Annotated in this window: 9 protein-coding genes; 2 read left to right on the forward strand and 7 right to left on the reverse strand. The window is 51.7% G+C overall.

What is annotated here, in order from left to right; all coding sequences use genetic code 11:
• Window positions 1–9 precede the first annotated feature (9 nt).
• Both ON16_RS09865 and ON16_RS09870 read right to left on the reverse strand, forming a co-directional pair.
• The gene (locus ON16_RS09865; RefSeq protein ID WP_051131667.1) at window positions 10–2,379 is read right to left on the reverse strand and encodes a CRISPR-associated helicase/endonuclease Cas3; all 2,370 of its coding nucleotides are present in this window, start codon (window positions 2,377–2,379) and stop codon (window positions 10–12) included.
• A 322-nt stretch (window positions 2,380–2,701) separates the two neighbouring features.
• Complete coding sequence (locus ON16_RS09870; protein ID WP_040661626.1) at window positions 2,702–3,850, reverse strand: aldo/keto reductase; 1,149 nt, start codon at window positions 3,848–3,850, stop codon at window positions 2,702–2,704.
• 285 nt (window positions 3,851–4,135) lie between these two features.
• Here ON16_RS09870 and ON16_RS09875 point away from each other — a divergent pair, with 285 nt between their 5' ends.
• Entirely contained in the window at window positions 4,136–6,799 is a 2,664-nt protein-coding gene (locus ON16_RS09875; RefSeq protein ID WP_040661629.1) for a calcium-translocating P-type ATPase, PMCA-type, read from the forward strand.
• 185 nt (window positions 6,800–6,984) lie between these two features.
• The gene (locus ON16_RS09880) at window positions 6,985–8,514 is read left to right on the forward strand and encodes an oligosaccharide flippase family protein (RefSeq protein ID WP_144032086.1); all 1,530 of its coding nucleotides are present in this window, start codon (window positions 6,985–6,987) and stop codon (window positions 8,512–8,514) included.
• Between the two features lie 5 nt (window positions 8,515–8,519).
• Here the strand turns inward: ON16_RS09880 and ON16_RS09885 are convergent, their stop codons facing one another.
• The 5 genes from ON16_RS09885 to ON16_RS09910 form a co-directional block, all read right to left on the reverse strand.
• Window positions 8,520–9,044 (reverse strand): GNAT family N-acetyltransferase, encoded by a 525-nt coding sequence (locus tag ON16_RS09885; protein WP_040661634.1) that lies wholly within the window; start codon window positions 9,042–9,044, stop codon window positions 8,520–8,522.
• A 603-nt stretch (window positions 9,045–9,647) separates the two neighbouring features.
• Window positions 9,648–10,034 carry a hypothetical protein gene (locus ON16_RS09895; RefSeq protein ID WP_040661640.1) on the reverse strand — a complete coding sequence of 129 codons (387 nt, stop codon included), beginning with the start codon at window positions 10,032–10,034 and terminating at the stop codon, window positions 9,648–9,650.
• A complete protein-coding gene (locus tag ON16_RS09900) occupies window positions 10,024–10,599 on the reverse strand; it encodes a TetR/AcrR family transcriptional regulator (RefSeq protein ID WP_040661643.1) in 576 nt (191 codons plus the stop codon). Before ON16_RS09900 ends, ON16_RS09895 begins: the two co-directional genes overlap by 11 nt.
• 406 nt (window positions 10,600–11,005) lie before the next feature.
• Window positions 11,006–11,671 carry a VanW family protein gene (locus ON16_RS09905; protein ID WP_369384302.1) on the reverse strand — a complete coding sequence of 222 codons (666 nt, stop codon included), beginning with the start codon at window positions 11,669–11,671 and terminating at the stop codon, window positions 11,006–11,008.
• A gap of 234 nt (window positions 11,672–11,905) precedes the next feature.
• Entirely contained in the window at window positions 11,906–12,772 is an 867-nt protein-coding gene (locus ON16_RS09910; protein WP_040661645.1) for a polysaccharide deacetylase family protein, read from the reverse strand.
• Between the last annotated feature and the right edge of the window lie 138 nt (window positions 12,773–12,910).

Genomic DNA, 12,910 nt, shown 5'->3' on the forward strand with positions numbered 1-12,910 from the left:
CAGACCCCCTTAAATCTCCCAGAAATCATTTTGCGTTTCATCAAACCGGACGCCGGTGTTTTCATCGTAAGCGGAGGGCAGCAGGGCAAGCACAATACCGTTGCAGACGGGATAAATCGCCCCTTTTTGCTGTAAGCTCCGCAGCTGATAGTCAAACAAGGAAACGGTGCAGCGCTTGCCGCGCAGCAGCTGTTGTTTACAAAAAGCAGGATCGTACTTTGCCTGCTCAGAAACCAGCGCATTGATCACGGCTCCTCCCTCCCCGTAAGGCACCAGCACGTCCGTGGAGTTGTCGTCAAAGACGCGGAACGCGTCTCCGGCTGTTTTGAAGGCTTGAAGCAGTCCAACCGGACGTTCAGCCTTTGGACAGCGCGTGTAAAACTGGAGGTTTTGCGAAAGCAGGTCAAACATGGAGGAGGTGTATTTTGCAAGATAAAAATCCTGTGCGCCGCGGGGCATGGCAGTATACAGCAAGCGATAGTAGCGCGAAACGGCATCATCGGATTGTAAGTCCCCGTGAAAGGTTGCCAAAAGGCGCTCAGACGCATCCTGCGCCTGCCGGATATCCGGCAGATGGGACAAGCTCTCCCCTTTTAGATTCACCAGATAAACCGGGCAGATATGCCCCTTTTCCCCGCTGCGGTTGCACCGTCCGGCGGACTGAATGGCATTGTCCATCCCCGCAAAGACGCGGATGACGCAGTCGAACGAAAAATCAACGCCAGCTTCCACCAGCTGGGTAGATATGCACAAAACCGGCTGTCCCGCATCCAAACAGGCAAGAATTTTTTGCAGCGTGTCAATGCGGTGCGCCATACACATGGAGGTGGACAGATGGAAAACCTGCGCATCCGCGCTTTGCAGCAGCCGATAAAGATCCAGCGCCTGCGCCTTTTTGTTGCAGATCAGCAGAACGCTTCCGTTCTGATGCAGCTGCTCCAACGTGAAGGCGGCAAGTTCCTCCTCCGTGTAACCGCCGGGAACACGGCGGTCAAGGAGTTCCGTGCGCTTAAAGGGCGCCCACAGCGCCGGGTCGTAGGGAACCAAGTCCTGCGCGCCCCGCAGCGGATGCACCGCCGCATCCAGACTCGGCTGGGTTGCAGAGCACAGAATGACACTTGCGCCGCTAACACCGCTGAGAAAGTTGACCGCCAGATTGAACAGGGTCAGCATCGTTTTCGGCACCGACTGCACTTCATCCAGCACCACAACGCTGCCGCTCAGTGCGTGCATTCGCCGGATGCAGGAGGTGCGCCCGTCGAACAGGGTATTCAAAAACTGCACCAGCGTAGTGATGACCACCGGCGCATCCCAGTTTTCCATCAGCAGCTCGCGGGAGTCCCATTCGTCGGTTTGCTCAGACTGGGGCGCGACCACATTGGAGTGGTGTTCGAGAATCAGAGTCTCATCCTCGATCCACGACCGCAGAACGGCGGCGTTTTGTTCTAACACGGAAAGCAGGGGCGTCACGAAAATAATCCGGCTGGCGCCATGTTTTGCCGCATGTGCCAGCGCTGCCCGCAGGCTTGCCAGCGTTTTGCCGCCGCCGGTGGGAACGGACAGGCGGTATATCCCCCGGGGCTTTTCCCCCAGTGCGCGGCACTGGTCGGAAATCTGCCGACGGACCACGTCTACCGGCCTTTCCCGGGGCAGCCGATCCAGGCGATTTTCCATGGCGCACAGCCGCTCTGCCCAGATGGGGCAAAGATCGGCAGGAATGGTGGGTGTTTGCATGTTCTGCATAAACTCTGCGGTATCCTGCCGGTCGGCGTCGATCAACGCAGACAGCAGCATGCGGCACAGCATGGCACAATAAAACAGCATCTCGTCCGCAGACTGGGTCAACGGCCGGATGGTTTCAATTTTGGCAGTAAGCTCCCGCTCCGCCTGGGCGAAGAGGGCGTCCAGTGTGTCAAGATCCGCGCACTGTGTAAGAAAAGCGGCTTTTGCTTCGGTATAGTGATTATCCTGCGTGTAAATCCGGTGAAAAAAGCCGCTGCGCCCGTCCGGATCAACGCAGTCAAACTGCCCGTGGTGAGCGCCCGCCGCAAAGGCCAGTATCTCGCAGATCATGCGGCGCATTGGAGACGCATCGGGTGAGACATAACGCTCGAACAAAAACTGAACGGCTGCAAACGTATGGTTCACGCTGCCCACCCGCACCGATTCGCCGCGGGCTGCGCGGGTGATATAGTCCGCGAACACACCTGTGTCTTTGCCCATGTCGTGCAGCAGTCCGGTCAGTTTTCCTACCGCGCCGAGTCCCTGCCGCAGCAAAATTTGCTCGCAGAGAACAGCAACATTCTCGCAGTGTTCAGCCACTGTCTGCACGGTTTGCGCACTATCCTCTTCGATCCGGATGTGTGCGGGGTAAAGCATAAGCACCCTCTCCTTTCCTTTTCACATAGCGGTTTCTGCAATCGGCTCCTCATAACTGCTGTCTCGCAAAATCGCGGGTCTGAACGCATTTTTACGAAAAAAGCCGCGCAGGAAATTCCTGCACGGCTTACTTACCATGATGCTCTGGAAACCCGCAAGGTTACCGTTGGTATAGTCTAACATATTTTTACAAATTTTTCAAGTTTGTTATCCGACATAGCTCAATTTCAAATTTCCCACTGTGATTTTCGGTCAAAATTTTTCTTCCAGCGTTTGCCTCTCCGAATTTCCAAATGACCGATTTCGTGTTCTTACGTGAAAATCAGTGTCCAAATACCGCAGCCGCCCGTTTCATATTCTCTCGAATAGACACCTGAAAAGGACATCTGCTCTCACAGGTACCACATTGCACACATTCACCTGCATGATGCTCCAAAACGCGATAATGCTCCCGCACGGTTTCAGGCAGTTCCTTTGCCGCAGTCGCGAGATTCAGAAATTTTGTGACGCTTGCAATATCAATCTGTTTAGGACATGGCTCACAGTGGCTGCAATACATACAGTGGCCAGACCAGTTGATTCTCGGGAACGAGGATAACGCCAGCGCGTAGTCTCGCGCTTCCTCAGGGGTATCTTCGTAAGCAACACTCGCCTCCAGCTGCTCCACGGAATGCGCCCCGGCGAGCACCACCGACACCGCGGGCCTTGACAATGCATAGGAAATGCACTGCGCAGAGCTCAGGGCCACGCCCGCCGGGCTTAGTTCCGCACTGAGCAGGTCTCCGCCGCCGAAGCACTTCATAACCGTGATGCCGACTTCCATCCGCTGGCAGGTTTCATACAGTTTCTGCCGGTCCGGGTCCATATTTGTGAGCTGCGTTGTGTATGCCTCCTCGGCCCAGAGATCCTCCACGTTTTCACTGGCGGGCTGCAAATCATAGCAGGGATTCACGCTGAACATCAGAACTTCAATCTTTCCAGTTTCCACCGCTTTCCTGGCAACCACCGGATTGTGAGAACTCAGTCCGACATGGTGAATCCTGCCCTCTTTTTTCAGCTGCTCCGCAAACTTCAAAATGCCATTATTGACGATGCTTTCCCAGTCCCTGAGAGAATCGCAGTAGTGAATCATTCCAACATCCAGATAATCGGCATCCAAAAGCTGCATCAGCTCCTCAAAGCCGCGTTTTACTTCTTCCAAATTCCGTGAGCGGAGATACTGCCCGTTCTTCCAGACAGAGCACAGGTGCGCCTGTATGATAAATTTTTCCCGTCTGCCTTTCAGCGCCTTTCCAACGGCAGCCCGAACCTCCGGGTCCGAAGCATACAGGTCAAAATAGTTAACGCCGCTTTTTTCCGCCGCGTCGAAGAGCTTTTTCGTCATGCGGCAGTCGTCCTCCGAAAAGCCCTCGCACCCCATCCCGATCTCACTGACCCGAAGACCTGTTTTCCCAAGTTGTCTATAGTTCATATTCGTCTTCCTCCATTCGTTGTCCCACTATCTTAATAAAGTGTAAACCCTGAAGTTGGCTCTAAGTCAATACTTTTTCATAAAAAGTAAAATTTGCGGAGCTTTTTTGTTGACATTCACAAATTTCAAGAAAACGATTTGAACTCTCAGTTGATTCGTTTGATTCAGTCCGTGAAAAGTGTTCAGAGACGATCTCCCTCGAAAAATAGCATCTTATCATAAGACAGGCGAAGAACGCATAGGTTGTCCTATCACATTCAGAATGTTGAAGAGGGTATGATACATATGAAAACATGGAAACAGAATCTCAACATCGGCCTTACGAAGGCGCAGGTAGAGGAATCCCGGCGGCAGAACGGACCGAATACGCTGGAGCAGGAAAAGCGGACAAGCTTTTTAGCCTCGTTCTTGCAGAGCTTTGGCGATCCCATCATCAAAATTTTGCTGGTGGCTCTGGCGATCAACGTTCTTCTCTTTTTTCGCAATTTTGACTGGTACGAAGCAATCGGCATCTGCATTTCGATTCTGCTGGCCACGTTTGTCTCCACGCTCAGCGAGTACGGAAGCGAATCCGCATTTCGAACGCTGGAGGAAGAAAGCGCCCGAATCCGGTCACGGGTTCGCCGCGCCGGCGGCGCGGAGGAAATCCCCATTGAGGAAATCGTAGTCGGGGATTTGGTTTTGCTGCAAAGCGGAGAGCGGATTCCCGCGGACGGCATCCTCGTCTCCGGTTCTCTGCGCATGGATCAATCGGCGCTGAACGGCGAGAGCGTTGAGGTAAAAAAAAGCCCCGCCGCCGGAGAACCCACAGAGAATCTCGCCCCGGAAGATCCTTACAGTCTCTTTCGGGGAACGGTCGTGTGCAGCGGAAACGGCGTGATGCGAGTGACACAGGTGGGAAAGGCCACACTCTATGGCACTCTTGCCCGGGAACTGCAAAGCGAGACGCGAAACAGCCCCATGAAACTCCGGTTGGAGCAGCTGGCGGGTACTCTGAGTAAAATCGGATATATCGCCGCCGTGGCTGTGGCACTGGCCGATCTGACCCACGCATTTCTGATCGACAACGGCTTTCAGTGGGCGGTCATCGCCGCACAGTGCCGGGACTTCCATTTGGTTGTGGCACGGATTTTACACGCCCTGACGCTGGCTATCACCACGGTGGTGGTGGCGGTGCCGGAAGGGCTGCCCATGATGATTACCATCGTTCTGTCCGCCAACATGAAACAGATGATGCGCCGTCACGTGCTGGTCCGAAAGCTGGTGGGTATTGAGACTTCCGGCAGTCTCAACGTCTTGTTCACCGATAAAACCGGCACTTTAACGCAGGGAAAGCTGACCGTCTCCTCCTTTGTCACTGGGGACGGAACCGTTCACACAGATCGGAAATCCCTGCAAAAGGGCCCGGAACTGTGGCGGCTGATTGAGCTGGCCTGTGCGAAAAACAACGAAAGTCTGGTATCCAAGCAGGGTATCATCGGCGGCAATGCCACCGACCGCGCGCTGATGGAATACGCACTCCCCCTCTCCCCCAAAGTCTCGGGCGCAGCCATCCAAAGTCAGATTCCGTTTGACAGCCGATATAAATTCTCCGCAGTCACCCTGACAGAACCAGCATCTCTGGTTCTGGTCAAGGGTGCGCCGGAGCGGATTCTCCCAGCGTGCCGCCGGTGGTACGCACCGGACGGTTCCATCCGTCCGCTGACCGGAACGTCCACACTGAAAAGCAGGCTCTCTTCGATGACGGGCGATGCGATGCGGGTATTGGCTTTGGCCGTCTCGGAAAAGCAAGTCTCTGCCGAAGGCTCGTTTGAAAACCTGATTCTAATTGGGCTGGTTGGCATCCGGGACAACATCCGTTCTGACGCGGCATCCGCCGTCCGGCGCGTGCAGAAGGCCGGAATTCAGGTGGTTATGGTCACCGGAGACAATCAGGAAACCGCCGCGGCAATTGCCCGGGAATGTGGAATTTTACATGGCGAGGAAACGGAATGGGTCCTCACCAGTGCCGAGATGGCACGGCTCAGTAATTGGGAACTGAAAGAACGCCTGCCGTCTTTGCGGGTGGTGGCAAGAGCCATGCCCAGCGACAAAAGCCGATTGGTGCGTGCGGCGCAGGATTTGGGGCTGGTGGCGGGCATGACCGGAGACGGCGTCAACGACGCCCCCGCTCTCAAGCAGGCGGACGTGGGTTTTGCCATGGGAAACGGGACGGAGGTTGCAAAAAGCGCGGGAGACATTGTCATCTTAAACAACAGCTTCTCCTCTATCTGCGAGGCCGTGCTTTACGGCCGCACCATTTTCAAAAGCATCCGAAAGTTCATCATCTTCCAGCTGACCATGAATCTGTGCGCCGTGAGCGTGTCCGTTCTGGCCCCTATGATCGGCATCGACACGCCGATCACCGTGGTGCAGATGCTCTGGATCAACATTATTATGGACACGCTGGCAGGTCTTGCCTTCGCTGGGGAACCCCCGTTGAAGGAGTACATGGAGGAACCACCCAAGCAGCGGGACGAGCCGATCATCAACTCCTATATGAAATCCCAGATCGGCGGCACGGGGACATATACCGTCGTGCTGTGCATTGCCTTTTTGAAGCTGCCCTTCTTTATCAACGCCTTTCAGGGCCGGGACAATCCGGTTTATTTCATGACGGCTTTTTTCTCCGTCTTTATCTTTGCCGGAATCCTGAACAGCTTCAGCGCCCGCACCTACCGCCTGAATATTCTAGAAAATTTAAAGGACAACCCACCTTTTTTCATCATTATGCTGGTCGTCTCTCTGGTGCAGCTTTTGATGATCTATTTCGGCGGCTCGGTTTTTCGGACAGTGAATCTCCAGTTGACGGACCTCTTCAAAATCCTGTTGATTGCCTCGACGGTGCTTCCGGCAGATTTCATCCGCAAGCTCTACTTGAAAAAGCGCGGAAGATTCAGAGGAGTGTGACAAGACCGCCATCTGTCACAAGTGGGATTGCCCATGAAATCTCAGACATTGCCCGGCTTTTCCAGCAGCAGGCCGGCACCGAGTGGTTGAAAAGTGCCTTCCCTTTACAGCTTAACAAGCTGCGTGAATAAAGCGCCCAGCTTTTCATAAATTGAAACACCTGTATAAAAGGCGGTGCTGCCAATTTGATACGTTCAAAAGTCTTACTCATCAATTCTTTGATTCTCTGTTCGTCTACGCTGGGATTGCAGATGCTCTCACTGCTGTTTCGCTCCTATCTCGCCAAGACGCTGGGCGCAGAGGGAATGGGACTTTTGCAGCTGACCGCCACCATTCAGATGTTTTCAATCGCTCTGGCGACAATGGGACTTCGTCTGACGGTGTCGCGGATGGCAGCGCAGGAGTTTGCCCACCGCCATTTTTCGGGGGCGATCCATGTAGTCCGAGCCTGTTTTTTCTGCGGCGTGATTGCCGGGACACTGGCTATGCTGGCGCTTTATTTCAGCGCTCCGTGGCTGGGAACGGCGCTTTTAAAAGATACGCGGACCATTCTGGCCCTCCGAGTCTTTGCGTGGAATCTGCCGTTTGTGGCGCTGTCATCCGTTTTCAATGGCTATTTTGTTGCGGCAGATCGGGCATACGACGTTGCCATCACGCAGGTTTTGGAGCAGCTGGTGGAACTCGGCACCGCTGTTTTTCTTCTGCACAGAACACTCCACCCGGAATTATCGGATGCCTGCGCGATGATCGCACTCAGCTCCGGTATCGGAGAGGCAGTCTCTTGCATTTTGCAATATGCGCTCTATCGGCAGGACGCGAATAAGAAACTGCGTCAGGGCGGCGGCTCCACGCCGAGGCGCTTTCGCCGATTGCTGCAAACAGCAATGCCGGTGGCCGGCAGTACGCTTGCCGCCACCGGCACACGGGCCGCGGAAAACCTTTTGATTCCCCACGGTCTGCGACACAGCGGTATCTCAGAGTCACAGGCTTTGTCTGTTTTCGGTCTGATCCACGGCATGGTGATGCCGCTTTTGATGTTTCCCGCTCAGATGATGGCTCCCATGCTGGAATTGCTTTTGCCGGAGCTGGCCGCTTGTCAGGCCAGCGGACATCTGCGCCACAAGAACTACATGGTCAACCGCGTGACACGGATCGTTCTGATCTTCTCCATTGGAATCTCGTGGGTATTTTGGAGCTTCTCCAAAGAGCTGGGAACTCTCTTTTTCCGCAGCACAGACATTGCGCCCTATCTGCGCATTTTGGCCTTTCTCGCACCACTTTTTTATTTCGAGCTTCTGTTCGACATGATTCTCAAGGGCCTTGGAAAGCAGCTCTATTCTTTGAAATGCGATTTGTACACGTCCGCCATGGACATGTTCCTTTTATGGGTTCTCCTTCCGCGCTTGGGCGTGGGCGGATACTTGATCGCAGCCTTTATCACGGCGGCGCTGAAATTTCTCTGGAGCCTTCACGGTGTGGCCGCCAATGCAGTGTTGGAACTCCGAATGCGCGACCTGTGCAAGGTTCTTGCGTGCATTGCCGGTGCTGCGATGGTCACATGGGCCGTGTTTTACCTGCTGAATCATGGGCAGGAAATGGAACTGCATCCCCTTTTCAGGTGCTTGGTAACGCTCTTCAATTTTTGGGTGCTTCTCCGGATTACATCCTGCGTTTCAAAAGAAGATGTGATATGGATCCGCTCTCTCATGCACTAGGCGTTTCATGATAGCTGCTTTTCAAGGAGAACCAGATGAACGCCCTCAAGCCCATTGAAGACGCAGGGAACAACACCCGCCTCTATGTACCCCAGCTTCTTATACAGGGCCCGGGCATTTGCGTTTTTTTCATTGGTGTCCATTCTAAGGTTTTTGCAGCCATGCGCTCTGGCATAGTCTTCATAAAATGCAACAAATCTTTGCCCGTAGCCTTTTCTCACCGCTGTTGGGGAGATTACCAGCGTATGAAGTACCATGACGTTCTCGTCGGCCGCGGCATAGTGCCAGTTTGCTCCGTTGTAGACATCCACCTGCTGCTGGTTGATGATCCCGGTTCCAACGATCTTGCCGTCATCCTCCTGAACAAACAGATCGCCCCGGTTCAATGCCATCTCCGCGGTGGCCGCAGTCGGATAGACTCCGCGTTTCCAACCAATCGTCACAAGGCCGTTTTCCTCGGCAGTGTGAATCTCTGAAAATATCGTCTCAATTGCTGGCAAGTCCGCCGCTTCTGCATTCCGAATGTTCATTTTTTCATCCTCCGGCTAATTTGATCGCCTGATAAATTTTCACTTTGCTACGGAGTTCAGTTTACCATAGGCGTTAATTCAAAACAAGATCAATCACACCCAGCTAAACCACCGGCATTCACTGCGGCAGTCGTGTTTTCGCGGGTACGGCAGTTGATTTCAGCTACCATCTTTCTGCATAAAAGAGCACGCTGTTTTCCGAATCACTAACTGCGGTGAGGAACCGTTTTCCGTGATTCCAGTCGTTCTCTTTACTTGGAGTGGCAGATATTGCATAAACCACCGTATCCGCCGGCAGGTCGAACGGACTGAGCGTACCTATAAAAATCCCGTAATCCTCTGGGTGATTCTCGGCTTATAACAGATAATAGCAGAGATGTCACATTACCATTCGTGGTATCTCTGTTTAATTGTTGTAACGAATTTACTTTTTAAACATGAACAAAACAATAGTTAACAGCGAAACCACGACTGCCGCAAACGATAGCACGAAATGGAACTGCATATTCTCCTGTGGATAAAACCGTATCCACAATCCACAGATTAAAGTGCAAATTAGCAACAAGATAGATACACTGCCCATGATTTTTAGCAAAATGCCCATTATTCTCTATTCTCCTTTACCGTGTGGTAAGCAAATCTCAATCTCGCAACTTGACCCAATATAATGCCAAGGCAAATCATGGTCGCCATAAGCCAAAATCCCAACTTATCCATTGCCCTATTGCCAAAGATCAATGCCATGGGAGATTGAACCAGCAAAACCAGAGTAATGATGCCCAACAGTCTATTTTTACGGTAATTGGAAAGCGGAGCAACGGAATTACTCGGATAATTCATTCGTACAATCTGGTCAAGAACAAGCCCAACAGTGGCTAAAATGAACATGATTAAAATTCCGTAACCCTCATAAAACCAATCGACCACAATCAGTGCGGGAACAGCCATCGCAAAAGAAATAAGTGAAAGCATCTTTAAGCTATTTTTCATCATTAATCCCCCCTAAAAACAAATTTAACTGCATATCAAGAAAATTCTGCATTTGCTGTGCATCACAAATATTGATTCCGGAATACTTGAGAAAATCTTCCGCCCTATAAAAGATCAATTGCATGGTGTAAACCATTTGAAATGCAATGACTCTGCAATCGGTTTCACTTTTTGTTGCTCCGAAATGCATCTTGATGTATGGCAGAATATCAAGGGGCAAAGAAATTCCATCATTTAGCATTAAGTATGGAATAGACAATTTTGTAAGCTCTCGGTACTTTATCATCGCACTACAAATATGTAGTAGCAATTCCCGCAGCTGCTCCTTTGCGGAACTGCCCAATGTCACTGTATGGCAATGCCGCTCAAACTCTTCGGCAATGATTTCATCAACTGCAATTTTCAAAAGCGCATCTTTAGATTTAAAGCAATAGTTTATCATCGCCAGATTTGTTTCTGCCTCGGATGAAATTTGCCGTGCAGTCAAGCTTTCCAGTGGCGTACCATCAGTCAGCAAACGTTTTGTGGTATCAATTAGTTTTCTGCTTGTATCTTGATTTGTCATAATTACTAAGTCCCCCCTATAGTTAAACATGTATTAAACACGTTTAACTATAGGGTAAAAAGGTACAGATGTCAAGCGGTATTACTCAAAAAACACGATGGTTGATTTGATTTACCGTTTCTATACAAGAATTGACTGAATATACGTCAGAGCCATTTCCGGTCCACGCGGCCTGAGATTCAAATTTTTTCTGATAAGCGTCGGTGCTCTCGTCGGATGCTTCAATCTGCAAAGCAAACTCCTCACCGCTCATCATAAAAGCTGGGTTCCACCGCCGTCCATGTGACAAATATGTAAAACGCGCCAAAAAGCAGGAATAACGGAACTGCCGCAAGGATGGGAAATTTTATCCTTTCCGTCTTTTTCGCACTCTGTATGCCGCTCTGTCGACTTGCGCTGCCATCTCTTAGCATGAATAGCCTCCTTCAGTATCGTTGGACTGCTTTACGTTCGTCGAGGGCACGTCACCGGAAAGAAACGGCGCATACATGGTAATCGCTGAATTCTCAACAGCAAGCCGTTCATCCAGCAGTTCCCCATACAAATTGAATCGCTGCTGATAGAGCTGATTGTGCCGGGTATAGCCACCCCAGTATTCACTGCGAAACTCATGATTCCGCTCCACAATCTCAAACCGGTCCTGCGGCTTTTCCGATATCCGCCACTCCCCTTCCAAATCGTCCGCGCCAACACGAATCAAGAGCTGATAGATATCCTGCGTATCGTTGCGGATCATCAGATCACCATAAGGATAAAAGCAGGTTGCGCCGCTGCCAAAGGGCTGTGTCCGATTGGAATCCGGGAAGACATCATACCCGTGCCGATGACGCTCCAACACAGTCAGCGGCGTGTGCAGCGTCATCCAGAAAATCAGATTGGAAAGCTGACAGAGCCCACCGCCGATTCCGCCTTGAAAGGAGCCGTTTCTGAGAATCATACCGGGCAAATAGCCTTTTCCTCTGGACGGCCTGCCAATCAGTTTCCAATAACTGAAAATTTCTCCCGGCCGAAGCAGAATCCCGTTGACGCGCCGGGCGGCAATTTTCAGATTGACAATTTTATTCTCCTGCATCCACATGTCAACGTCTTTCAGTTTTCGCAAAAGAACCGTTTGATGTGCAAAGCAGGTGTATGGCAGTAATTGTTCTTGTCTCGCAGAGGCAAACGAATTTCGCATTTTGATCCAAAGCAGACGGCGCAATGCCCCGTAATACAGCTTTCCTGCTCGGAGCCGCGCGGCAGACCGCTTCTTTGGCCTTTCAGAATTTTGCATCAACACCGTCCTTCTCCCGTCGGCTCAGCCGCGTCAGTCTGACAAGATGCGGCTGAGCTTGGTTTTCATCGTCACCGTCCAGCGAGGCAGATTTTGCAGACCGTGCGTCAAATCCGCCGTCCCCTTTTTCGTCACAACCGTCACTGGGAACAACGAGTCAACCAGCGGCTGGGCGTCCGGCTCCACAATGCCGTAAGGATAGGCAAAGAAAGTCACCTTCCTCTGCAATTTTTCTTCAATTCGATCTTGACTTTTTTTGATGTCGTCCAAAACACGCGTTTGAAAGTTGTCGTCGGATTCATCAGGCTTTCGTTGGATGCCGTTGATTCCATGAGGCGTAAAATTGCCGTTGCGGTCATCCAGATTATGCAGGAGATACGTGTGAGAGCCAATCTCCACCAGACCGGAATCCTCCATTTCCCGACACATGTCCCAGCTGAGGAAGGACGATGCGCAGACATCCTGCATATAGACCATAATGGAGATAACTGCTTTCGCCTGATATTTTTGCAGCAAAGGATACGCCAGTTCGTAGTTGCTGCGGTAGCCATCGTCAAAGGTGATGAGAATCGGCTTGTCCGGCAGAGCTTTTCCTTCTGCCAACTCCCGGGGCAGAATCGTATGATACCCGTTCTCCGTGAGCCATTGTAAATCCGCATTGAGGCGTGTGTCGGTAACCGTCATCTCATTGCAGGTTTCTCCCTCCCGCACCACATGATGGTACATTAGAATCGGCAGTTGGCGGCCGTCGTAGGAAACCGGCTCATGCTTTACCGGTTCGGGTTCTGTTAACTTGGCGTCGGTTGGTGCCTCTGCTGTAAAAGCATCGGTGTCTCGAGGCGTTTCCAAGGAAACAGGCACAGTCCCCTCCACTTCCGGCATTTCAACCGGCTCATACATGCTATGAGAATTCCCTTGCAAATGAATCAGAAGCGCGGCTGTTACAAGAACGATACTTAAAAGGATTCGCGCCACCCATATTGATCTTCGTGACATTACTTAACTTCTTTCTGTTTCTTATTTTATTTCTATTTTACG

Origin of the sequence: Oscillibacter ruminantium GH1 (assembly GCF_000307265.1) — a bacterium.
GTDB lineage: Bacteria > Bacillota > Clostridia > Oscillospirales > Oscillospiraceae > Oscillibacter > Oscillibacter ruminantium.

Excerpts from the sequence above, each read along its gene's own strand:
- ON16_RS09865 (WP_051131667.1), bottom strand. The coding sequence starts at position 2,379 with ATGCTTTACCCCGCACACATCCGGATCGAAGAGGATAGTGCGCAAACC.
- ON16_RS09870 (WP_040661626.1), bottom strand. The coding sequence starts at position 3,850 with ATGAACTATAGACAACTTGGGAAAACAGGTCTTCGGGTCAGTGAGATC.
- ON16_RS09875 (WP_040661629.1), top strand. The coding sequence starts at position 4,136 with ATGAAAACATGGAAACAGAATCTCAACATCGGCCTTACGAAGGCGCAG.
- ON16_RS09885 (WP_040661634.1), bottom strand. The coding sequence starts at position 9,044 with ATGAACATTCGGAATGCAGAAGCGGCGGACTTGCCAGCAATTGAGACG.
- ON16_RS09895 (WP_040661640.1), bottom strand. The coding sequence starts at position 10,034 with ATGAAAAATAGCTTAAAGATGCTTTCACTTATTTCTTTTGCGATGGCT.
- ON16_RS09900 (WP_040661643.1), bottom strand. The coding sequence starts at position 10,599 with ATGACAAATCAAGATACAAGCAGAAAACTAATTGATACCACAAAACGT.
- ON16_RS09905 (WP_369384302.1), bottom strand. The coding sequence starts at position 11,671 with ATGCAGGAGAATAAAATTGTCAATCTGAAAATTGCCGCCCGGCGCGTC.
- ON16_RS09910 (WP_040661645.1), bottom strand. The coding sequence starts at position 12,772 with ATGTATGAGCCGGTTGAAATGCCGGAAGTGGAGGGGACTGTGCCTGTT.